Below are 22,152 nucleotides of genomic sequence, written 5' to 3' on the forward strand. Positions count from 1 at the left end.
ATTGGCTAGGCTCGGGTAAATGGGCGATCTGAGCGGAAACTATGAAATCCGGCGCTTTCCCGCCGTGTCCAAAGGCAACGAAGGGTACGCGGAGGCCGAAACCTGGGCCAAGGCCGTTGGGTTCGGTTTCCACGACTCCACCCGAACGCCCGAACACCGGGAGCGGTCCCTTGCCACCTACGAGGTCGATGGCCGGATCTTCACCGGGGCTTACCAGACCGGTCCCGTGGCCCCGTCCTCGCTGCCTGCCGAGGTGCCCGTTGCCACGTTCGGGACCTTCCGCAAGACCCTGAACATTGGTTTCGGCCGCATGCTGGAGACGCAGATGGTCACGGCCGTGACCGTCCGCACTTCGCACCGCCGGCGCGGCCTCCTGCGCCGCATGATGACCGAAGACCTCCAGGCTGCCAAGGACGACGGCGTCGCCATGGCAGCGCTGACAGCCTCGGAGGGCAGCATTTACGGCAGGTTCGGCTACGGCGTCGCAAGCCTCGAGCGCACCGTGAAGGTGGACACCACGGGCCGGTTCACCCTGCGGCACACGGCCACGGGCGCCGTGGAAGTGGCGGACCCCAAAACACTGCTGGACGTGGCTCCCGCCGTGTTCGAACGCGTCCACCGGCACACGCCCGGGTCCCTCGGCCGGCAGGAATGGTACCGGCACCTGGCCTCCGGGTCGCTGGGACGCGACGGCAAGGAAGATCCCGCCATCAAGGTGGCGCTGCACTACGGCCCGGACGCAACCATCGACGGCTACGTCTCCTACAAGTTCCTTGGCTGGGACACCACCCCCTACACGGTGGAAGTGGTGGACCTTGTGGCCGCCACCGACCACGCTTACCTCGAACTCTGGCAGTACCTGGCGGCCATCGACCTCGTTGAACGGGTTACCTGGAACGAGGCCCCGGTGGATGATCCCCTCGCCTGGGCCCTGGCTGACCCCCGCTGCATCGACGCCTCGGACAGCCGCGATATGCTCTGGCTCAGGATCCTCGACGTTCCGCAAGCCCTCGCTGCGCGGCACTACCCGGCCGATGGCCGGCTGGTCCTCAACGTCGATGATCCGCTCGGCCTCACGCCGGGGATTTTTGCCCTGACCGTGGAGGGCGGCCAGGCCGCCGTCGAACGCCTCCCCGACGGCACCGCCGCCGATCTCGAACTGGGGGTCGCCGCGCTGTCCTCGATCTTCCTCGGTGGTGTGTGCCCGGTCACCCTGAAGGCTGCCGGCGCCATCAGCGAGCTGCGGCCGGGGGCCGCCCTTCGGGCGCGCCAGATGTTTGCGGTGGAACGGGCGACGCACTGCCTGACCCACTTCTGAGCCCCGTCCCGGCTCCCCGCCCGCTTTGACCCCCATTGCCGGCAGCGACTAGAATGAACGGGCGTGTACCACGTGCACGCGCTTGCGGTCCCCTAAAGACGGCATTGAAAGCAATCCACAAATCAGGATGACCCGGGGAATCCATCGGATTCACCGAGAATCGCGCCTGCGTTCCATAACGCGGGCGCGCCGGTTTGCCTGACCGACTAACTATCCACAACGGAGCCCCTACTACATGACCATCACCTCCACCGAGAAGCCCGGTACCCCCGTAGTCGCGATTAACGACATCGGTACCGCTGAGGACTTCCTCGCAGCTGTCGACGCCACCATCAAGTACTTCAACGACGGAGACCTCGTCGAAGGTACCGTCGTCAAGGTCGACCGCGATGAAGTCCTGCTCGACATCGGTTACAAGACCGAAGGTGTCATCCCCTCCCGCGAGCTGTCCATCAAGCACGACGTTGATCCCGGGGACGTTGTCTCCGTTGGCGATCAGGTCGAAGCCCTGGTGCTCACCAAGGAAGACAAAGAAGGCCGCCTGATCCTCTCCAAGAAGCGTGCTCAGTACGAGCGCGCCTGGGGCGACATCGAGAAGGTCAAGGAAGAAGACGGTGTCGTCACCGGTACCGTCATCGAGGTCGTCAAGGGTGGTCTTATCCTCGACATCGGCCTGCGTGGCTTCCTGCCCGCATCCCTCGTCGAGATGCGCCGTGTGCGCGACCTTGCTCCGTACATCGGCCAGCAGATCGAAGCCAAGATCATCGAGCTGGACAAGAACCGCAACAACGTTGTGCTGTCCCGCCGTGCATGGCTCGAGCAGACCCAGTCCGAGGTCCGCTCCACGTTCCTCAACAAGCTGGAAAAGGGCCAGGTTCGTCCCGGCGTCGTTTCCTCCATCGTCAACTTCGGTGCATTCGTGGACCTGGGCGGCGTAGACGGCCTCGTCCACGTTTCCGAGCTCTCCTGGAAGCACATCGACCACCCGTCCGAGGTTGTCGAAGTTGGCCAGGAAGTCACCGTCGAGGTTCTCGAGGTCGACCTGGACCGCGAGCGCGTCTCCCTGTCGCTCAAGGCTACGCAGGAAGATCCGTGGCAGACCTTCGCCCGCACCCACGCCCTCGGCCAGGTTGTTCCGGGTAAGGTCACCAAGCTCGTTCCGTTCGGTGCGTTCGTCCGCGTCGAAGACGGCATCGAAGGCCTGGTCCACATCTCCGAGCTCGCCGTGCGCCACGTTGAGCTGGCCGAGCAGGTTGTCTCCGTTGGTGACGAGCTGTTCGTCAAGGTCATCGACATCGACCTTGAGCGCCGCCGTATCTCGCTGTCCCTCAAGCAGGCCAACGAGGGCGTCGACGCCGACAGCACCGAATTCGATCCCGCTCTGTACGGCATGGCCGCAGAGTACGACGAAGAGGGCAACTACAAGTACCCCGAGGGCTTCGACCCCGAGTCCAACGAATGGCTCGAGGGCTACGAGAACCAGCGCGCCGCCTGGGAGCAGCAGTACGCTGACGCCCAGACCCGTTGGGAAGCACACAAGAAGCAGGTTGCCCAGCACGCTGCCGACGACGCTGCAGCTGCAACCTCCGGTGACAGCGATTCCGGTGCTACCAGCTACTCCTCCGAGCCTGCTGCCACCGACACCGGTGCCGGCACCCTGGCTTCGGACGAGGCACTTGCTGCCCTGCGTGAGAAGCTGACCGGCAACTAATTGCCGCCGCCCGGACTTCCCGGGCTGACACAGTGGGCCCCCGCGAAAGCGGGGGCCCACTGTGCTTTAAGGCGCCCGCCGTGCATTCCGGGCAATAGGCGCCTGGCGCCCTGGCCGCCGTCCGGACGGGCCCTCCACCGCGCTAAAGGTCGACGACGGCGAGGACCGTCCCGTCGCCGTCGTGCGTCAGTGCCGCGCCTGCTGCGGTGAGCAACCGCTGGGCGCTGAGGTTCCCGGACAGGGTACGCGCCGTGACGCGCTTCAGGCCTGCCCGGCGGGCCTCCGCCAGGACGAGGTCCAGGGCGGCACCGCCGATCCCCTGGGAACGGAAGCTCCGGCCAAGCCAGATACCGGTCTCCGCAGAGGGGATCCCGGCCGTGGGGTCGCGCCTGAGCCGGACGGAGCCGGCAATGCAAGAACCGTTGAAGACGGCCCAGGACTTTTCCGCCGTAGGACCGTCCAACCCGGCGGCTGCAGCGCGGTGGTAACCGTAGAACCAGGCCGTGCGCTCGAGGTTCCAGCCAGGGCCGCCCAGCGGGGGCGCCACTTCATCAGGCGAGGCGTCGCGTTTGGCCAGTTGGAGCAGCCGGTCAGCCACTGCCTCATCCACGTCCGCCAGGGTCACATCAGTCGAGGGGCTCATCGATCCATTCCGTCCCGTCGGGAGTAAGCTCGGCGGCGCCTGCCGTCAGTTGGAGCAGCCGGTCAGCCGCGGCAGCAATGGCGGCAGCGTTGTCAGCCACCGCAATCCGCAGCACCGCGTGCCGGTCCTGGTAGCTGGTGTCAGCCATGACCATACCCGCGGCGCGCAGATCGTTCTCCAGCCGCCCCGCTGCCGCGTGCGGAACGGCGGTGGAACAGATCCGGCGCCTGCTGCGCCGCACAAGGGGCGCCACGTCCAAGGCTGTCGAGATTGATTCCGAATACGCCCGGACCAGGCCGCCGGCGCCGAGCAGGACGCCGCCGAAATAGCGGACGACGACGGCACTGACGTCGCTGAGGTCGGCCACCCCCGTGGCGGTTTCCCTTTTCAGCAGGGCCTCGAGCATGGGGATGCCGGCAGTCCCGGCGGGTTCGCCGTCGTCGCTCGAACGCTGGACGGTCCGGTCCGGCCCGATGACGAATGCAGAGCAGTGGTGGCGGGCATCGTGGAACTCGCGGCGAAGGCCGGCCACCAGATCACGGGCTGTGTCTTCCGTGCCCGCCCTCCGGAGGACCGTGATGAACCTGGAGCGCTTGACCTGAAGTTCATTCCGGACGTCCCGGCCCGCTGCCAGCGTGGTGTAGGAGGTGGCCCGGCTCTCTTGCTCCTGCATCCGGCCCAGTCTAATGGGGTGCCGGCGGGTGTTGTTCCTCGCCCGAACGGCGATGGAAGGTACTCATGATGGAGAGTTTCCCCGTGTATTGGATGGAGCCGTAGCGGAACAAATGAATGGCCAGGCGCATGACCAGGATTCCCACGATGAACAGCTCGGCAATGGTGACCACTGATTCAACCGGGCCGAGCGTGCCGAAGCCATTACGGAGCATCGCGGTTACCGGGGCCGACAAGGGGAAATACGTGAACACCTGGACAATGGGGGAGTGCGGGTCGCTGAGGATGAGGCTGATGGCATAGAAGGGCACAAAAATGAGGGCCATCAGCGGACCAAAGATGACCCCGGCTTCCTTGGCGTTCGGCATCACTGCGCCAATCGCGCCCAGTACGGCGGTGAAGAGTGTAAACCCGCCCAGCAGGAGCAGTGCCCCCACCAGCAGCGGCCCCGGTTCGAAGACGATCTCCCTCAGATCGATGTCCGGAAGCGAAAGCCGCTCGCGGAAGAAGGCATACCCAACCACGATTGGGGCCAGGAACACGGAAATCTGCACCAGGCCAACCAGCAGCAGGGAAATGATCTTGCCCACGATCAGGGTGGTGGGATTCAGCGTAGTGAGGATCATCTCCGTGACCCGGTTTTCCTTCTCCTCCAGAGTGCTGTTCAGCATCTGGTTCGAGAGCAGGATGATCGTGATGTAAAACAGCACAAGGAACATCAGGGGCGGCACAGCGGCTCCGAAACCGCCGGAGACCTGGCCGTCCCGATAGGTTTCCGTCTCCACCTTGATGTTGCCGCCGGAGGCCGCGGTGATGGCTGCGGAACCGATCTTGGCCTGCGCTGACAGGGCCAGGAGCTGTTTGGCGACCGCCTCGTATTTGCCGTTGTCGAATACGCCCTTGTCAGCACCGTAAACCTTCACTGCCTCCGTGGCAGGATTGGCCGGGAAGGCGAAAAAGGCTTCGATGCGTCCCTCCTTCACCTCACGGGCCCCGTCGGTGGAGCTGTCCGCCCTGGTGCCGCCCATTGCGGCGGCAACCTGGTCCGGGATGATTCCCGACCTGTCCGTATAGCTGAATGCCAGGGCAGCGTTTTTCTGCGCATCGGCGGAGGCGCTCCTTGAGCTGTTGCTGATGAAGAGCAGCCCGAAGATGATGGCCATAACCACCGGAATAGCCAGGGTCGCGATCCAGAACCGCGGCTTTTTGATGGTGCGGACAAACTCGAAGCCCACCACGGTGCCGAGGTTGTGGCGGCTGGGGGAGGATTTCCTGGCCGGTGTCGTCGTCATGGTCAAACCCTTCCGGCCGCGTGCTGTTCGCCGTATACCTGGATAAAGATCTCCTCAAGGGAGACCCTGGAGGTGGTAAAACCGCTGACCGGCAGTCCAGCGGCAACCAGCTCCCGAAGGACTGCCGCTTCATTGCCGCCGGGCCGCGGGACGAGTTCAGCGCGGCCGCCTCCCTGCCGGACCACGTCGTACAGCGTTGAGGAGGGCAGGACCTGGTCTCCCGCATAGGAAAGACGGTAGACCGTGCCGCCGAATTGATCCTGGACGTCAGCTACCGTCCCATAGGCGCGGGAGGTGCCGTCCTTGAGCAGCACCACCCGGTCGCAGAGGCGCTCCACTTCCTCCATCTGGTGGGTGACCATGATCACCGTTGCCCCGCCGCGCTTGTGTTCCTCGATGATGTCCATCAGCAGGCGGCGGTTTACCGGGTCGAATCCCTTTGTAGGCTCGTCCAGGATCAGGAGTTCGGGGTCGTTCATGATGGTGACGCCGAGCTGCACCTTCTGCTGCTGGCCGCTGGAGAGTTTGTCCAGGGTCATGGTTGCCTTGTCCGCCAGCTGGACGCGTTCCAGGTATGCCAGGGACCAGCTGCGGGCCTGCGATTTGCCCAGGCCCTTGAGCCGGCCGAAATACACCATGACATCCAGGACAGGTTCCTTCTTGTAGAGGCCCCGTTCTTCCGGAAGGTACCCCAGCCGGGTCCCATCACCGGGTTCGAAGGGCTTTCCGTCGATGTGCAGAACTCCGGACGTCGGCTGGTAGATGCCCAGGAGGGCGCGGAGGGTCGTGGTCTTTCCCGAACCGTTGCTGCCAAGGAACCCGAATGTCTCACCTGCCTGGACATCGAAGGACAGGTTCCGAATCACGGTGGTGTCACCGAAATCCATCCGGAAATCCTCGATATGGACCAGCGGCTCCGCGGCCGCACCCCCTGCAGTCATGCCTTCAGCCTATCCGCATTGGCACCGGATGCAGCTGCGGCTAAGTAGGGTGGGGGTGTGCTGAGAATCGGGTTGACGGGCGGGATCGCCTCAGGGAAGTCGGTGGTGGCCGCGCATTTGTTGGAACGCGGCGCCGTGCTGGTTGACGCGGATGCGCTGGCCCGGGAAGTTGTGGAGCCCGGGACTGAAGGGTTGCAGCGCATCGCGGAGGAGTTCGGGGCAGGGATGCTCGACGACGGCGGGCGGCTGGACCGCGCCCGTCTGGGCGCGGCGGTCTTCGGCAATCCAGAGCGCCTCGCCGCCTTGAACGCCATCGTCCACCCACTGGTGCGCGCCCGCGCCGCCGCCATCACGGCCGCGGCGCCCGGTGACGCCGTGGTGGTCCAGGACATTCCCCTCCTGGTGGAGACGGGCCAGGGCAGCAGCTTCCATCTGGTGGTGGTCGTCGATGCACCGGACGACGTGCGGCTGCAGCGCATGCTCGAGCACCGGGGAATGACCAGGGAAGCAGCGCGTGCCCGGATGGACGCCCAGGCCACGCGCGGTGACCGGCTGGCCGCTGCCGATGCCGTCCTGGACAACTCCGGTACGGTGCAGCACCTGCTGGTCCAGGTGGACCGGCTCTGGGACGGGCGGCTGGTCCCCTTCGCCCGCAACCTGGCTGCGGGCCAACGGGCCGCCCGGAATGGCGGCCCGGTCCTGGAACCGCACCGGGCTGACTGGGCGCAGCAGGCGGCCCGGATTGGGGCCCGGATTGCGGCGGCCGCCCCGGAGCAGATTTTGGCAGTGGACCACATCGGATCCACGGCTGTTCCCGGCCTCTCCGCCAAGGACGTCATCGACCTCCAGGTGGCTGTGCCGGACCTTGCGGTCGCCGCTGCGATCGCACCACTGCTGTCCGCTGCAGGCTTTCCGGCGGTACGGGACGTCGAAGCCGACACTCCCAAGCCCAACGCCCCGGACCAGGGCGAATGGTTGAAGCGGTTCCACGCCAACGCAGACCCCTGCCGCGCCGTCAATGTGCACGTGCGCGCGCACGGTTCGGCTGGATGGCGGTACGCGCTCATGTTCCGCGACTGGCTGCGGAGCGATCCCTCGGCCCGGAGCCTCTATGAAGGGCACAAGGCGGAGCTTGCGGCGGAGCACGCGGGCCCGGACAGCACCAGGTCCTACGCGGAGGCCAAGGAACCGTGGTTCACTGACGTCGCCTGGCCCCTGATGGCGGCGTGGGCCAGAGCCACCGGGTGGGAACCGCCGTCGTACGGTTCCTGACCCCGCTCCACGCCTGGCGGATGTTCGCCCGTAACGGATTGGACCCATCACTGTCGGTGCCCGGCGGTAAATTAGATTCATGAGCCTTGCGCAGGAGATCAACCGTGTTGTAGCGCCCTTCGAAGTGATCAGCGAGTTTAAGCCCGCGGGCGACCAGCCGGCCGCCATCGCGGAGCTGACCGAACGCATCAACAACGGGGAAAAGGACGTTGTGCTGCTCGGTGCCACTGGCACCGGCAAGAGCGCCACCACCGCCTGGCTTATCGAGCAGGTGCAGCGGCCAACCCTGGTCATGGTGCAGAACAAGACCCTTGCCGCCCAGCTCGCCAACGAATTCCGCGAACTGCTGCCCAACAACGCGGTGGAGTACTTCGTCTCCTACTACGACTACTACCAGCCAGAAGCCTACGTGGCGCAGACGGACACCTTCATCGAGAAGGATTCCTCCATTAACGAGGAGGTTGAACGGCTCCGGCACTCCGCCACCAACGCGCTGCTGACCCGCCGGGACGTGATCGTGGTGGCCACCGTGTCCTGCATCTACGGCCTGGGAACCCCGGAGGAATACATCTCCGGGATGGTCACCCTGCGCAAGGGCGCAGAAATGAACCGGGACGACCTCCTCCGCAAGTTTGTTTCCATGCAGTACGCGCGCAACGATGTCGACTTCCACCGCGGCACCTTCCGCGTGCGCGGCGATACCGTGGAAATCATTCCCATGTACGAGGAACTGGCCATCCGGATCGAATTCTTCGGCGACGAAATCGAGAACATCCACACCCTCCACCCGCTCACCGGTGAGGTCGTCCGCGACGAGGAAGAGATGTACGTCTTCCCGGCTTCCCACTATGTGGCCGGCCCGGAACGGATGGCGCGGGCCATCAAGCGGATCGAGGATGAGCTGGCCGACCGGCTCAAGGTGCTGGAAAGCCAGAACAAGCTCGTCGAAGCCCAGCGGCTGCGGATGCGCACCACGTACGACCTCGAAATGATGCAGCAGATGGGCTTCTGCAACGGCATCGAGAACTACTCAGCGCACATTGACGGCCGCGGACCCGGCACCGCGCCGCACTGCCTGCTCGACTACTTCCCGGACGACTTCCTGCTGGTGGTGGACGAGTCCCATGTGACGATCCCCCAGATCGGCGCCATGTACGAAGGAGACATGTCGCGCAAACGGAACCTGGTGGACTTCGGGTTCCGGTTGCCTTCTGCCATGGACAACCGGCCGCTGAAGTGGGACGAGTTCCTGGAACGCGTCGGCCAAACCGTTTACCTGTCAGCCACCCCCGGCAAGTACGAGCTGGGCAAAGCGGACGGTTTCGTCCAGCAGATCATCCGGCCTACCGGCCTGGTGGACCCCGAGGTGGTGGTCAAGCCCACCAAGGGGCAGATCGATGACCTCCTCGGCGAGATCAAGACCCGGGTGGAGAAGGATGAGCGCGTCCTGGTCACTACGCTGACCAAACGCATGGCGGAGGACCTCACCGACTACCTGCTGGGCCACGGCGTGAAAGTCGAATACCTGCACTCTGACGTCGACACCCTGCGCCGCGTGGAGCTCCTGCGCGAGCTGCGGCTGGGTTCCTTCGATGTCCTGGTGGGCATCAACCTCCTCCGTGAGGGCCTGGACCTTCCTGAGGTGTCCCTGGTCAGCATCCTGGATGCGGACAAGGAAGGCTTCCTGCGCTCCTCCACCTCGCTGATCCAGACCATCGGACGTGCCGCCCGCAACGTCTCCGGCCAGGTGCACATGTATGCGGACCGGATCACCGACTCCATGGCCAACGCCATCGACGAAACCAACCGCCGCCGCGCCATCCAGGTGGCGTACAACAAGGAACACGGTGTCGATCCGCAACCGCTCCGGAAGAAGATCGCCGACATCACGGACCAGTTGGCCAAGGAAGACGCCGATACCGATGCGCTGCTGGGCAGCTTCGACTACGGCAAGGGCAAGCGTGGCATCACGGGGGCGAACAAGGCCGCTGCCAGGAAGGGCGCGGCGCAGGTCCGTTCCGACGGGCTGGCCGCCGCACCGGCCGAGGACCTGGTGGGCCTGATCGGGCAGCTCACCGAACAGATGCATGGAGCCGCGGCGGAGCTGCAGTTCGAGGTGGCGGCAAGGATCCGCGATGAGGTCAGCGAATTGAAGAAGGAGCTGCGCCAGATGCAGGCGGCAGGGCATGCCTGACGTCCGCGGGCGGGTGTCCGGCTTGGGGTACAGTTAAAGGACGTAGGGGAGTATCCCAAGCGCTACGATCGTCAACACGCAGGGCATAGTTGCCCTGCCGGGCGTAGCGGGCCGCCACATCAGCACAAAGTGCACAGGCTGGCCGGAGAGACTTACACCATTTTGTGTACCCTGCGAAAGGCTTTCCCGTGCTCGATTTGCCCCTGTGGTTTGAGGTTGGCTCATTTGCCGTCCTCGGCCTGATTCTCCTGGTTGACCTTCTCCTGGTGGTGCGGCGGCCGCACGAACCGTCCATGAAGGAAGCCGGCCTGTGGGTGACCTTCTATGTCACCCTTGCCCTGGCATTCGCCGGAGCCATGTTTGCATTTACGGGGCCCGAATTTGGCAGCCAGTTCGTCGCAGGCTGGGTAACCGAGTACAGCCTCAGCATCGACAACCTGTTCGTCTTCATCATCATCATGGCCAGGTTCTCCGTGCCCAGGAAGTACCAGCAGGAAGTGTTGATGGTGGGCATCATCATTGCGCTCATCCTGCGCGGCATCTTCATCATGCTCGGCGCCATCGTCATCGAGCAGTTCAGCTGGGTGTTCTACATCTTCGGCGCGTTCCTGCTGTGGACAGCCTGGAAGCAGGCCCAGGACGAGGGTGAAGAGGAAGAGGACCGGGAGAACCCGCTGATTGCGAAGATCCGCAAGGTCATCCCGATGTCGGAGAAGTTCGACGGCGGCAAGCTGCGTACCGTGGTCAACGGCAGGAAGGTCTTCACTCCGATGGTGATCGTCTTCATCACCATCGGCCTCACTGACCTCTTGTTCGCAGTGGACTCCATCCCTGCGATCTTCGGCCTCACCCAGAGCCCCTTCATTGTCTTCACCGCCAACCTCTTCGCGCTGATGGGCCTGAGGCAGCTCTACTTCCTGCTCGGTGGCCTGATGAACCGGCTCATTTACCTCAAGCACGCCCTGTCCTTCATCCTGGCGTTCATCGGTGTCAAGCTTGTCCTGCACGCCATGCACGTCAACGAGCTTCCCTTCATCAACGGCGGACACCACATCGAGTGGGCACCTGAAATCCCCACGTTCGTCTCGCTCGCAGTGATTGTGGGCACCATCGTCGTTGCGGTTATCGCCAGCCTGCTCAGCTCCAAGGCCCAGGCTGCCAAGATCGATCCGCGCCTCGAAGAGGACGCCCGGAAGAGCCACAGCGACGCCGAGTAGGCACGCACCCGCCTCTTTACATCAAGGTAATCCCGGCCCCCACGGCCGGGATTACCTGTTTAAGCCTCCGCAGGACGCATCGATCCGCACCTCGGTCCGCACCCCCTGTGGCATGGGCAGAGGCAGGACTATGCTCGAACCATGGTCCGCACGATTCCGATGGATCCGGGCGCGCGACGGGTGCAGCGGCGAACCGTCCTGCTGTTGAGCGTGGCCCAGGTGTTTGGTGGGCTGGGGACCGGATCAACCGTGTCCATCGGCTCCATCCTGGCCGTGGAACTCTCGGGTTCCAGCGCCTGGGCGGGTTCGGTGGCCACCGTGATGACCCTGGGCGCCGCGGCGTCGGCCCTGCCGTTGGCCTCGCTGGCTGAACGCCGTGGACGGCGGGCTGGGCAGGTGGCCGGCCTCTCGGCTGCCTTGGCCGGCGCAGTCCTCATGGTCCTGGCCGTTGTATCCGGGCTTTTTGTCCTGCTGGTCCTGGGGTCGGTGGGTATTGGCATCGGCACGGCAGCGAGCCTGCAGGCGAGGTTTGCCGCCGTGGACCTGGCCACCGCCGAACACCGCGGCCGGGCATTGTCCACCGTGGTCTGGGCGGTGACGGTTGGTGCCGTCGCCGGACCCAACCTCATCCAGCCCGGAACGGTCGTGGGAACACTCCTGGGCCTTCCTCCCATCGCGGGCCCGTTCGTGATTTCCGGGGCCGGCCTCCTCATCGCCGCGGTGCTCCTGTTCGCCGGCCTGCGGCCTGACCCGCTCCTGCTGGCACGGCAGCTTGCAGCGGCGTCCATCGTGCCAATTGTGCCCGGGGAAGGGGAACGCCCGGCCGCAGCCGCGCCACGCAGCCGGGGGTCGCTTCACCGCGGCCTAAAGGCCATTCGCGGTTCCCGGACTGCGCTGCTCGCGGTTTCGGCCGTCGTCGCAGCCCACGCCGTCATGGTCGGGGTCATGTCCATGACGCCACTCCACCTGCAGCACCTGGTGGAAGGGCCGGGCCAGCACGCGGGCCACATTGCCGCTGGCGACGTACTGGTCATCATCGGTTTCACCATCTCCCTGCACATCGCCGGGATGTTCGCGCTGTCTCCGTTGATGGGGTGGCTGACCGACAGGGCGGGGAGGCTGGAGACCATCATTATTGGCTTCATGCTGCTGATCGCCGCCGTCGCGGTGGCCGGCCTGGGGGAGTCCTCAACCGGCGCGGTGGCGGTGGGACTGGTCCTGCTGGGCATGGGTTGGTCTGCTGCGACGATCTCCGGCTCCACGCTGCTGGCCGAAAGCGTCGGCAGGGAAGTCCGTGTGGCCGTGCAGGGCGTGTCCGACATGCTGATGGGCGCAGCAGGTGCCGTAGGCGGGGCGGCGTCCGGGCTGGTCCTGGGCTACGCCGGCTACCTCGGCCTGAACCTGCTCGGCGGACTGGCCGGAGCAGCCGTCCTGGGTGCCGCCGTCGTCACCCGGACATCACGCCGGCGGTCGGCGGCCGCCTGAGCGTGCCATGCCCAGCAGGCGGGCAAAAATCCGCTCACCGTCGTCGGCGATCCCGTCATGATGGAAGTCGGCGGTCTCCCAGACCTGCAGCCCGTTCACGGCGGCTGCCGTCTGGAGGGACAGATCCCGGTCCACGTAGATGTCATCCGTGTATACCGCCGCCGCGGCCGGAATGGTGTTGGCCGCCAGCACCCGGGGGTCGTAGAGCGGCTTCCAATCCTGCTTGGCTGCCAGCAGGTCAGCCACCTCCCGCAGCGGCTCCAGTGCGGGGTCCTGTTCGAAGTACCACGGGTACACCATTTCGCCGGTCAGGAGCAGTGGTTCGGCGTCAGGCCTGAACCAGGGGTTCTCGCCGAGGATCCGCCAGGCTGACCAGTTGGTGGCCTGGTCCTGGCCGTAGATGGACTCGTGCATCAGCGCATACAGCGGGTTGGACCGTCGTGAGACCACCCCCTGCAGCTGCTCCAGGAAAGTGTCCGACAGCCGGGGGACGCCGGACGTCTCCACGAACGCGTCCTCCAGCAGGTAATGGAGGCTGTCCACGCGGGTGTTGCCGCCCAGGAATGCGCCTGCCATCTGGAACCGCCCCACCGTGAGCGGGCTCCCGTCAGGCATGAATTCGGAGGTGCTTCGGAGGTGGCGGGCGATTCTCTCAACCGTAGCCCTGTCCTCCGGATACCAGGTGAAGTACTCATCGTTACGGGCCGCGACGCGCTGGTAGGTGGCCCGGTACACGTCATCCGCGCTGCCTGAGAGCGGCGCCAGCCCGCCGGTGATCAGCACCTCCTGCAGTCCCTCCGGCGCAAACGACAGGTAGGTCAGGGCGCAGAAGCCGCCGTAGCTCTGGCCGTAAACGGTCCAGGCGGGCGAGCCCAGCGCGTGGCGGATCAACTCGGCGTCCGCCACGATCGAGTCAGCGCGGAAGTGCTCCAGGAATGCTGCTTGTTCAGCGGCGGTCCCACGGCCGGGCAGGGTGTTGCGGTCAAGGGGGGTGGAGAGCCCGGTGCCGCGCTGGTCCAGCATCAGGATACGGAAGTCCTGCGCTGCGGCCTTGCTCCAGCCGCCCAGGGAGCCAAACCGGTTGCCGCGCCCGCCCGGGCCGCCCTGCAGGAAGAGGAGCCAGGGAAGTTGCGCGGCGGCCTCCGGGGTGTGGGCGGCGGATACGTACTCACGGGCGAAAACCGTGATGGCCTCGCCGGCGGGCTCGGCATGGTCCAGGGGGACAGTGAAATAGTGCTCCACCGTGCGCATCCCGCGGAATTCGTGCGTCGCCCTGACCTCATGTCCCGCAGCGGGGGCTGATGCCCTGCGCACGTCAGCCATGGGCGGCAGCGGGAGCGGAGGTTGCCTGGCCGAAACGGTCCAGTGCCACGCCCGTCAGGCGGAACGTGGTCCAACCGTCCATGGGCCGCGCGCCGAGGCTGCGGTAGAAGTTGATGGAGGGCTCATTCCAGTCCAGCACGCTCCATTCCACCCGCGCGTAGCCCTTCTCCACGGCAATCGCCGCCAGGTGCTGGAGGAGGGCCTTGCCGTGCCCTTCGCCGCGGGCAGCGGGGCTGACGTACAGGTCTTCCAGGTAGATCCCGTGCACGCCCTCCCACGTGGAATAGTTCAGGAACCACAACGCAAAGCCCTGCACCGCGCCGGCACTGTCCTCGGCCATGGTGGCAAAGACGCGCGGGTTCACGCCGAACAGGGCCTGCTCCAGCATTTCCGGGGTGTTCCGGACGGCGTCGGGTTCCTTTTCGTAACGCGCCAGCTCGTGGATCATCCGGAGGATGGCGGGTACGTCTTGCAGGGTTGCGGGGCGGATTGAACTCATTGTCCGAGCTTACCGCCGGGTCCGCCGCGCCCGCCGCAGCGCATGCACCGGCCCAGTCCGGGGGCTAGAGCCGGTTCACGACCGTCACCCTCACCACGGCCGTTCCGGTCGCGTCGGAGTCCGCCAGGTCCACCTCTGCCGAGATGCCCCAGTCGTGGTTGCCGGCAGGGTCGTCGAAGATCTGGCGCACCTTCCAGGTCCCGCGTTCTTCGGTGATGATCAGCAGACCGGGGCCACGCGCGTCCGGCCCCGTCCCGATGTCGTCGTGTTCATCAAAGTAGTCATCCAGCGCATCCTCCCAGCGCTCGGCACCCCAGCCCGAGGCGCCGTCGAGCTCTCCCAACGCAGTGGCGTCCTCATCGGCGAACAGCTCCACGCGGCGGAACATCTCGTTCCGTACCATGACCCGGAAGGCGCGGATGTTGGAGGTCAGCGACGGCGGCGGGGGTGGTGGAGCGTCGTGCGGCGTGGGCATCACACCGGACGCCAGCTCTTCCCACTCGTCGAGGAGGCTGGAGTCCACCTGCCGGACCAATTCCCCGAGCCAGGCGGTCAGGTCCGCCAGGTCCTCACGAAGCATGTCCTGCGGCACCGTCTGCCGGAGTGCCTTGAAGGCGTCCGCGAGGTACCGCAGCACGATGCCCTCCGACCTGGCCAGTCCGTAGAACTGGACGAATTCGCCGAAGTTCATCGCCCGCTCGTACATATCCCGGACCACGGACTTGGGGGCGAGCTCGAAGTCGCCCACCCATGGCGCGGCCTTCCGGTATACCTCGAACGCCTCGCCAAGGATTTCCGCGAGCGGCCGGGGGTAGGTGACCTCGTCCAGCATGGCCATCCGCTGGTCATAGTCGATGCCGTCGGCCTTCATGGCCGCCACAGCTTCGCCGCGGGCCTTCTTCTGCTGCGCCGAGAGGATCTGCCGGGGTTTCTCCAGGGTCGCCTCGATGACGGACACCACGTCCAGGGCGTACGACGGCGACTCCGGGTCAAGGAGGTCCAGTGCGGCAAGGGCGAAGGGGGAGAGCGGCTGGTTCAGGGCGAAGTTGGGCTGCAGGTGTACCGTCAGGCGGACTGTGCGGCCATCCGGGCCCTGTTCCTCCGGCGGGATCCGCTCGATGACTTCGGCGGCGAGGAGTTCGCGGTAGATTCCCAGCGCCTTCTTCATGAGCCGCAGCTGGGAGGAGCGCGGCTCATGGTTTTCGGTGAGCAGCCGCCGGGCGGCGGCGAAGGGGTCGCCGGGCCGTTCCATCAGGTTCATCAGCATGGCGTGCGTCACCGTGAAGCTGGACGTCAGTGGGTCGGGGACGGATTCCACCAGCCGTTTGAATGTCGGCTCCCCCCAGGACACAAAACCTTCGGGCGGCTTTTTCCTGACCACCTGGCGGAGCTTTTTCTGGTCGTCACCGAACTTTGCCGTGGCCTTCGCCATGGCCTTGACGTTTTCAATCACGTGCTCGGGCGCCTGGACCACCACCGTCCCGGCGGTGTCGTAACCCGCCCTGCCGGCACGGCCCGCAATCTGGTGGAACTCGCGTGAGTTGAGCAGCCGGGTGCGGACGCCGTCGTACTTGCTCAGGGCGGTGAGCAGCACGGTGCGGATGGGGACGTTGATGCCCACGCCCAGCGTGTCCGTCCCGCAAATAACCTTCAGGAGTCCCGCCTGGGCCAGCTGTTCCACCAGCCGGCGGTACTTGGGCAGCATGCCGGCGTGGTGTACACCGATTCCGTGCCGCACCAGCCGGTTCAGCGTCTTGCCAAATCCGGCGGCGAACCGGAAATTGGCAATGAGGTCCGCGATCTTGTCCTTTTCCTCCCGGGTGCAAACGTTGATGCTCATCAGGTTCTGGGCGCGGTCGATCGCCTCAAGCTGGCTGAAGTGCACCACATAGACCGGCACCTGCCTGGTGGACAGCAATTCCTCCAGCGTCTCGTGGACCGGGGTCTGGTGGTAGTAGTAGTGCAGCGGAATGGGCCGCTCCGCAGAACTCACCGTGGTGGTGGCGCGGCCCGTGAGCGCCGTGAGCCCCTCCTCGAACCGGCTGACGTCACCCAAGGTTGCGGACATCAGGAGGAACTGTGCCTGCGGAAGCTCCAGGAGCGGGACCTGCCAGGCCCAGCCGCGCTGCGGGTCGGAGTAGAAATGGAACTCATCCATGACCACCGCGCCCAGCTCCGCCGCGGAGCCCTCCCGCAGCGCGATGTTGGCCAGGATCTCGGCCGTGCAGCAGATGATGGGCGCATCCTGGTTGACCCCGGAATCACCGGTGATCATGCCGACGTTCTCCGCGCCGAAGATGTCGCAGAGCGCAAAGAACTTTTCGGACACCAACGCCTTGATGGGCGCGGTGTAGTAGCTTCGCCGGCCCTGGGCCATGGCCTGGAAGTGCGCGGCGATAGCCACCAGCGACTTACCGGATCCCGTCGGAGTGGCCAGGATGACGTTGGCCCCGGTTGCCAGCTCCATGATCGCCTCGTCCTGTGCCGGGTACAGGGACAGGCTCCGGGACTCGGTCCAGTCCACAAAGCGGCTGTACAGGGCGTCGGGGTCGACGGCGGCGTTGGGGACGGACAGATCGCTCAGCTGGTCAACGAGTTTCATTGACTTCAACCTTAGTGCCACGTTGAGGCCGCATAGGGCGCTCCGGGAGGGTTAGGCTTCGCCTTGCCCGTGTGCGTGCTAGAACCTGGAGAATTCATGAAATGGGACCCCGCAAAGTACGTCCAGTTCGATGACCACCGGAACCGGCCGTTCTTCGACCTGACCGGCCGGATCCATGCCGACCGTCCCGCACGGGTCGTTGACCTCGGCTGCGGTCCGGGGAACCTGACCGCGTCCCTGGCCGAACGGTGGCCCGAAGCCCAGGTGGTTGGACTGGACTCGTCTGCCGAGATGCTGGCACGCGCGGCCAGGCTGGCAGAGGTCGTTCCGGGCCTGTCCTTTGAACAGGCGGACATCGCAACCTGGATGCCCACCGGGGAGACGGACGTCGTGGTCAGCAACGCAGCCCTGCAGTGGGTGCCCGGCCACCGGGATCTGATGCGCCGGTGGCTGGACGCCCTCCGGCCGGGAGCCTGGTTTGCCCTGCAGGTGCCCGGAAACTTCAACGCCCCGTCACATTCCCTGATGCGGGAGCTCGCAGCGTCTGACCGCTGGTCAGGCAAGCTGGGCGGCGTGCTGCGGGGCGGGGAAACCGTGGGGGAGTCGGGGGACTACCTGAACATCCTGCTCGACGCCGGCTACGCCGCGGATGCCTGGGAAACCAGTTACCAGCAGGTCCTGCAGGGGCCCGACCCCGTACTCGAGTGGGTCCGCGGCACCGCACTGCGCCCGGTCATGGGCGTCCTCGGAAGCGAGGATGCCGGGCGCTTTGAATCCGAGTACGCGGCGGCCCTGCGGGAAGCTTATCCGAGCGGACCCCACGGCACGGTCTTCCCCTTCAGGCGGATCTTCGCCGTGGGCCGGAAGAGGGGTTAGCACCGGCCCTCCCAACGTGTTTTCGGACCAGTCACAGCGTGTGACAGCAGCTGAAAGTGATCTGGCTTACAATGGCGACTGTAGTTCAGGGGTCAAGCCGCTGGCCCCTGGTCGGCCGTAGGCATGTACAGGGGGTATTTTGCTGGTCGGACTCATGAGGCGGCAGCTTGCCGGCCAACGCGGGCACGTATGGGCGATCATCGTCCTCCAACTGGTCCAGGCAGCGGCCAACCTGCTGCTGCCCACCGTGAACGCGGCCATCATCGATGACGGGATCGTGGCCGGCCAACCCCAGGTGATCTCCCGGCTGGGTGCGCTCATGGCTGCCATCGCGGTGGTGCAGGCGGCAGCCGCCATTGCTGCCTGCTATGTCGGCGCGCTTGTTGCGATGAAGATCGGGCACCGATTGCGGGCGGACATCTTCAACCGGATCCAGTCCTTCTCCTCGCAGGATGTGGCCCTGTTCGGAACCCACAGCCTGACCACCCGCGCCACGAACGACGTCCAACAGATCCAGGCGTTCGCCCTGCTGGTCTTTACCATGCTCTTCGCCGGGCCGGCCATGGGCATCGGCGGGATCGTCCTGGCCGTCCAGCAGGATGTGGCCCTGTCCGCGGTGGTAATCGTCATTGTTCCGCTCCTCCTGCTGATCATGTACTCGATCGTCCGGCGCCTCATCCCGCTCTACCGGGAGGGGCAGGACCTGCTGGACCGGTCAGGCGGCATCCTGCGCGAACAGATCATCGGGACGGATGTGATCCGGTCCTTTGTCCGCCAGGGCCATGAAATGCGGCGGTTTGCGGACACCAACGCCCGGCTGACCGCCAACAATCTGCGGTCGGCGCTTCTGGTAGCCGGAATGCTGCCCATGATCATGCTGGTGGTCAACATCAGCTCGGTGGCCGTGGTGTGGTTCGGCGGCCACCGCATCCAGGCGGGGTTGATGAACCTCGGCGCCCTCACGGCTTTCATCGCCTACATCATGCAGATCCTGCTGGCCATCATGATGTCAATGTATGTGCTGATGACGGCGCCGCGGGCCTCCGCTTGCGCCGAACGCATCCAGGCAGTGCTGGATACGGAGCCGTCCGTCAGCAGCTCGGCCGCGGCCGGCGCGCAGCCCCGGGTGGACACAATTCAGCCGGCTGCTGTGTCTTTCCAGGGCGTCGGCTTCGCCTATCCGGGAGCTGAGGCCCCCGTGCTTGCGGAGATCAGTTTTACCGCCGCTGCCGGCACCACCACCGCAATTGTCGGCTCCACCGGAAGTGGCAAGACAACGCTGCTGAACCTGATCCCCCGTTTCCTCGACCCCACCGAGGGCAGCGTCACCCTGGCCGGCCACGACGTCCGGAACCTGTCCCTGGACCAGCTCCGCGCAGCCATGGCCATGGTGCCCCAGCATTCCCACCTGTTTACCGGGACGATCGCCGACAACCTGAGGATGGCAGCACCCGCAGCCCCCGACCACGAGCTCTGGGCGGCACTGGAGTCGGCGCAGGCCATGCGGTTCATGGGAGACCTTCCACTGGGGCTTGCCACCCCTGTCGGACAGGGTGGGGCCAGCCTTTCCGGCGGCCAGCGGCAACGGCTGTGCATCGCCCGCGCCTTGGTGCGGAAGGCGCCCGTCTACCTTTTCGACGACAGCTTCTCGGCCCTGGACTACGACACGGATACCAGGTTGCGGCGCGCCCTGGATGGGGCGCTTGCCGATGCAACCGTCATCATCGTGTCCGAACGCATCTCGGCCGTGGCAGGCGCAGACCTCATCCTGGTGCTGGACGACGGCCGCCTCGTTGCCCAGGGCACCCACCGCGAGCTGCTGGAAACGTCGGCCACCTACCGGGAAATTGCCGAATCACAGCTCGCGCTGGACGGCACCCTGTGACGGCAGGGGAGCCGGAAGCCAAGGAAAAGGAGTACAGGTTCTGGCCGACTGCGCGCAGGCTCCTTGGCCTCCTGGTGCCCTTCCGGCTGCAGATGCTCGGGGCCGTTGGAGCCACTTGCGCCTTCGCTGTCCTCAACGTGGCAGCCCCAAAGTACCTGGGTGACGCCACCGACGAAGTGGTGGCCGGCGTCCTGCAGGGCAGCCTCGACCAGCGGCTCGGAGTCCTGCTGGCAGCGGTGGCCCTGATGTACGTGTTCGCATCCCTGTTCAACTGGATGCAGGGGGCGTTGACCGCGCGGGCCGTGCAGGGGCTCATGTACGGGCTGCGCGCGTCCGTGGAGGAAAAGCTGCACCGACTCCCGTCCACTTACTTCCGGGGAAGGTCCCGCGGGGACGTGCTGAGCCGTGCCACCAACGACATCGACAACATCGCCCAAGCACTGAACCAGGTCCTGACACAGCTCATCGTCTCCGTCCTGATGCTGTGCGGCTCGCTGGCCATGATGCTGTGGATCTCGCCGCTGCTCGCGGCCATCGCCATTGCCACTGTCCCCGTCTCCACGCTGATCACCGTCCTGGTGGCCCGGCGGTCCCAGGAGCACTTCGCCCGGCAGTGGACCGAGACCGGCGAACTAAACAGCCACGTCGAGGAATTCATCAGCGGCCATGAAGTCATCAAAGCCTTCGGCCGCCAGGAACACGCGGCGGACGTCTTCAGCCGCAGCAGCCGACGCCTGGCGCTGGCTGCCACCAAGGCGCAGTATGCGGCCGGGGTGGTCCAGCCGCTGATGGTGCTCATGTCCAACCTCAACTACATCCTGGTCGCGGTGGTGGGGGCCCTCCAGATCATCGCTGGAGCCATGACCATCGGCGGAGTCCAGGCGTTCATCCAGTTCAGCCGGTTGTTCAGCCAGCCCGTCGGACAGATCGGCGGCCTGCTGAACGTGATGCAGTCCTGCGCTGCATCGGCGGCAAGGGTTTTCGTGCTCCTGGACGCGGGCGAGGACGCCCCGGAGCACGCCGGCCAGAGCACCCGCGCCCCGGCCGGCGGCCGCATAGTCTTCGACGACGTCACGTTCGGCTACCCAGGGGCTGTGCCCGCCGTGCGCAACCTCACCTTCGCCGTGGAGCCCGGCCAGGCGGTGGCGATCGTGGGACACACCGGTGCAGGCAAGAGCACCGTGGTGAACCTCCTGATGCGCTTCCTGGAACCCGCATCCGGCACCATCACCATGGGGGGCCGGGACATCGCGGCAATACCGCGCGACCAGCTGCGGGCCCACTTCGGTGTGGTCCTCCAGGATTCCTGGCTCTTCGACGGCAGTATCCGGGAAAACATCGCCTACGGACTGCCCGGCGCGCCGGACGCGGCGATTGTCGCAGCCGCGGAAGCCACCCACGCCGACCGCTTCATCAGGTCCCTGCCGCACGGCTATGCCACGGTGCTGGAAAACGGAGGGGAGCCACTCAGCCAGGGCCAGCGGCAACTCCTTACCATCGCCAGGGCACAGCTGGCCGGGCGCGCCGTCCTGGTGCTGGACGAGGCAACCAGTTCCGTTGACTCCAGGACGGAACTGCTCATCCGCCAGGCGATGCAGCGTCTGCGCGACGGACGGACCAGCTTCATGATCGCCCACCGTTTGTCCACCATCCGGAACGCTGATCTAATTCTCGTCATGGACCACGGACGCATCGTCGAACAGGGCACGCACGAAAGCCTGCTCGGCGCCGACAATTACTACGCGAAGCTTTACGACGCCCAGTTCGCCGAACGGGACGGCCGCAACGAGGTCCTGGAGGGCGGCCTGTGACCGCCCCGGACGGGTTTCCAGGATCCTGGCGTCCCAACCCTGCCAGCAGCGTGGCGCTGTTCGAACAACTACGTCTCCAGGTGATCCACCTGGCGGACAACGGTGCGCTGGCGCCCGGCACCAGGCTCCCCGCCGTCCGCGCCCTCGCAGAGAAACTCGACGTCGCCCCGCACACCGTCGCCAGGGCATACAAGGAACTGGAGGCTGCCGGCGTCGTGGCCACCCGGGGCCGGCACGGGACAGTGGTTTCGGCCCGGGACGAGCGGCTCGGGGACCTCTCGCAAGCGGCCGCCGCGTACGCCGCCGTCGCCAAATCCCGGGGTGCCAGCTTCGCCGAAGCCGTGAAGCTGCTGGCTGCCGCTTACGATGTTCCCTGAGGGCGGAACCGTCAGTGTTCGAAAAAGTTTTCGA

Annotated in this window: 17 protein-coding genes; 10 read left to right on the top strand and 7 right to left on the bottom strand. The window is 65.8% G+C overall.

Annotated features, from left to right (window positions below; all coding sequences use genetic code 11):
- Positions 1 to 19: 19 nt before the first annotated feature.
- On the top strand, positions 20 to 1,318 hold the full coding sequence (locus NIBR502770_RS07355) for a GNAT family N-acetyltransferase (protein ID WP_141181526.1): 1,299 nt from the start codon (positions 20 to 22) through the stop codon (positions 1,316 to 1,318).
- A gap of 235 nt (positions 1,319 to 1,553) precedes the next feature.
- Positions 1,554 to 3,029, top strand: coding sequence for a 30S ribosomal protein S1 (gene rpsA / locus NIBR502770_RS07360; RefSeq protein WP_018761235.1), 1,476 nt, complete (start codon positions 1,554 to 1,556; stop codon positions 3,027 to 3,029).
- Positions 3,030 to 3,171: 142 nt separating this feature from the next.
- Here rpsA and NIBR502770_RS07365 read toward each other — a convergent pair whose 3' ends face one another.
- Genes NIBR502770_RS07365 through NIBR502770_RS07380 form a run of 4 tightly spaced genes read right to left on the bottom strand, consistent with a single transcriptional unit; the run spans position 3,172 to position 6,577 of the window.
- Positions 3,172 to 3,672, bottom strand: coding sequence for a GNAT family N-acetyltransferase (locus NIBR502770_RS07365; RefSeq protein WP_141181527.1), 501 nt, complete (start codon positions 3,670 to 3,672; stop codon positions 3,172 to 3,174).
- A complete protein-coding gene (locus NIBR502770_RS07370; protein WP_141160528.1) occupies positions 3,656 to 4,345 on the bottom strand; it encodes a YigZ family protein in 690 nt (229 codons plus the stop codon). Before NIBR502770_RS07370 ends, NIBR502770_RS07365 begins: the two co-directional genes overlap by 17 nt.
- Before the next feature lie 10 nt (positions 4,346 to 4,355).
- Entirely contained in the window at positions 4,356 to 5,636 is a 1,281-nt protein-coding gene (locus NIBR502770_RS07375; protein ID WP_141181528.1) for an ABC transporter permease, read from the bottom strand.
- A gap of 2 nt (positions 5,637 to 5,638) precedes the next feature.
- Positions 5,639 to 6,577, bottom strand: coding sequence for an ABC transporter ATP-binding protein (locus NIBR502770_RS07380; protein ID WP_141160526.1), 939 nt, complete (start codon positions 6,575 to 6,577; stop codon positions 5,639 to 5,641).
- Positions 6,578 to 6,634: 57 nt separating this feature from the next.
- Between NIBR502770_RS07380 and coaE the strand changes: the two genes are divergently transcribed.
- From coaE to NIBR502770_RS07400, 4 genes are all read left to right on the top strand, one after another.
- On the top strand, positions 6,635 to 7,849 hold the full coding sequence (coaE, locus tag NIBR502770_RS07385) for a dephospho-CoA kinase (protein ID WP_141181529.1): 1,215 nt from the start codon (positions 6,635 to 6,637) through the stop codon (positions 7,847 to 7,849).
- Between the two features lie 79 nt (positions 7,850 to 7,928).
- Positions 7,929 to 10,043 carry an excinuclease ABC subunit UvrB gene (gene uvrB, locus NIBR502770_RS07390; protein ID WP_141160524.1) on the top strand — a complete coding sequence of 705 codons (2,115 nt, stop codon included), beginning with the start codon at positions 7,929 to 7,931 and terminating at the stop codon, positions 10,041 to 10,043.
- 188 nt (positions 10,044 to 10,231) lie between these two features.
- Positions 10,232 to 11,260, top strand: a complete 1,029-nt coding sequence (locus NIBR502770_RS07395; protein WP_141181530.1) for a TerC family protein — start codon at positions 10,232 to 10,234, stop codon at positions 11,258 to 11,260.
- 141 nt (positions 11,261 to 11,401) lie between these two features.
- Positions 11,402 to 12,745, top strand: a complete 1,344-nt coding sequence (locus NIBR502770_RS07400) for an MFS transporter (RefSeq protein ID WP_141181531.1) — start codon at positions 11,402 to 11,404, stop codon at positions 12,743 to 12,745.
- Here the strand turns inward: NIBR502770_RS07400 and NIBR502770_RS07405 are convergent.
- From NIBR502770_RS07405 to NIBR502770_RS07415, 3 genes are all read right to left on the bottom strand, one after another.
- Positions 12,719 to 14,068 carry an alpha/beta fold hydrolase gene (locus NIBR502770_RS07405; RefSeq protein WP_141181532.1) on the bottom strand — a complete coding sequence of 450 codons (1,350 nt, stop codon included), beginning with the start codon at positions 14,066 to 14,068 and terminating at the stop codon, positions 12,719 to 12,721. The two genes, NIBR502770_RS07400 and NIBR502770_RS07405, sit on opposite strands and share 27 nt — an antisense overlap.
- On the bottom strand, positions 14,061 to 14,567 hold the full coding sequence (locus tag NIBR502770_RS07410; RefSeq protein WP_141181533.1) for a GNAT family N-acetyltransferase: 507 nt from the start codon (positions 14,565 to 14,567) through the stop codon (positions 14,061 to 14,063). The genes NIBR502770_RS07405 and NIBR502770_RS07410 overlap by 8 nt, the downstream gene beginning before the upstream one ends.
- Before the next feature lie 64 nt (positions 14,568 to 14,631).
- Complete coding sequence (locus tag NIBR502770_RS07415) at positions 14,632 to 17,169, bottom strand: RNA helicase (protein WP_141181534.1); 2,538 nt, start codon at positions 17,167 to 17,169, stop codon at positions 14,632 to 14,634.
- A 96-nt stretch (positions 17,170 to 17,265) separates the two neighbouring features.
- Between NIBR502770_RS07415 and NIBR502770_RS07420 the strand changes: the two genes are divergently transcribed.
- The 4 genes from NIBR502770_RS07420 (at position 17,266) to NIBR502770_RS07435 (ending at position 22,118) form a co-directional block, all read left to right on the top strand.
- Positions 17,266 to 18,045, top strand: a complete 780-nt coding sequence (locus NIBR502770_RS07420; protein WP_141181535.1) for a trans-aconitate 2-methyltransferase — start codon at positions 17,266 to 17,268, stop codon at positions 18,043 to 18,045.
- 154 nt (positions 18,046 to 18,199) lie between these two features.
- A complete protein-coding gene (locus NIBR502770_RS07425) occupies positions 18,200 to 19,930 on the top strand; it encodes an ABC transporter ATP-binding protein (protein ID WP_210418929.1) in 1,731 nt (576 codons plus the stop codon).
- A complete protein-coding gene (locus tag NIBR502770_RS07430; protein ID WP_141181537.1) occupies positions 19,927 to 21,741 on the top strand; it encodes an ABC transporter ATP-binding protein in 1,815 nt (604 codons plus the stop codon). The genes NIBR502770_RS07425 and NIBR502770_RS07430 overlap by 4 nt, the downstream gene beginning before the upstream one ends.
- Positions 21,738 to 22,118, top strand: coding sequence for a GntR family transcriptional regulator (locus NIBR502770_RS07435; RefSeq protein ID WP_141181538.1), 381 nt, complete (start codon positions 21,738 to 21,740; stop codon positions 22,116 to 22,118). Before NIBR502770_RS07430 ends, NIBR502770_RS07435 begins: the two co-directional genes overlap by 4 nt.
- The last annotated feature ends 34 nt before the right edge of the window (positions 22,119 to 22,152 follow it).

The sequence above is a fragment of the Pseudarthrobacter sp. NIBRBAC000502770 genome, from assembly GCF_006517815.1.
GTDB lineage: Bacteria > Actinomycetota > Actinomycetes > Actinomycetales > Micrococcaceae > Arthrobacter > Arthrobacter niigatensis.

Excerpts from the sequence above, each read along its gene's own strand:
- NIBR502770_RS07355 (WP_141181526.1), top strand. The coding sequence starts at position 20 with ATGGGCGATCTGAGCGGAAACTATGAAATCCGGCGCTTTCCCGCCGTG.
- rpsA (WP_018761235.1), top strand. The coding sequence starts at position 1,554 with ATGACCATCACCTCCACCGAGAAGCCCGGTACCCCCGTAGTCGCGATT.
- NIBR502770_RS07365 (WP_141181527.1), bottom strand. The coding sequence starts at position 3,672 with ATGAGCCCCTCGACTGATGTGACCCTGGCGGACGTGGATGAGGCAGTG.
- NIBR502770_RS07370 (WP_141160528.1), bottom strand. The coding sequence starts at position 4,345 with ATGCAGGAGCAAGAGAGCCGGGCCACCTCCTACACCACGCTGGCAGCG.
- NIBR502770_RS07375 (WP_141181528.1), bottom strand. The coding sequence starts at position 5,636 with ATGACGACGACACCGGCCAGGAAATCCTCCCCCAGCCGCCACAACCTC.
- NIBR502770_RS07380 (WP_141160526.1), bottom strand. The coding sequence starts at position 6,577 with ATGACTGCAGGGGGTGCGGCCGCGGAGCCGCTGGTCCATATCGAGGAT.
- uvrB (WP_141160524.1), top strand. The coding sequence starts at position 7,929 with ATGAGCCTTGCGCAGGAGATCAACCGTGTTGTAGCGCCCTTCGAAGTG.
- NIBR502770_RS07400 (WP_141181531.1), top strand. The coding sequence starts at position 11,402 with ATGGTCCGCACGATTCCGATGGATCCGGGCGCGCGACGGGTGCAGCGG.
- NIBR502770_RS07405 (WP_141181532.1), bottom strand. The coding sequence starts at position 14,068 with ATGGCTGACGTGCGCAGGGCATCAGCCCCCGCTGCGGGACATGAGGTC.
- NIBR502770_RS07410 (WP_141181533.1), bottom strand. The coding sequence starts at position 14,567 with ATGAGTTCAATCCGCCCCGCAACCCTGCAAGACGTACCCGCCATCCTC.
- NIBR502770_RS07415 (WP_141181534.1), bottom strand. The coding sequence starts at position 17,169 with ATGAAACTCGTTGACCAGCTGAGCGATCTGTCCGTCCCCAACGCCGCC.
- NIBR502770_RS07420 (WP_141181535.1), top strand. The coding sequence starts at position 17,266 with ATGAAATGGGACCCCGCAAAGTACGTCCAGTTCGATGACCACCGGAAC.
- NIBR502770_RS07425 (WP_210418929.1), top strand. The coding sequence starts at position 18,200 with ATGAGGCGGCAGCTTGCCGGCCAACGCGGGCACGTATGGGCGATCATC.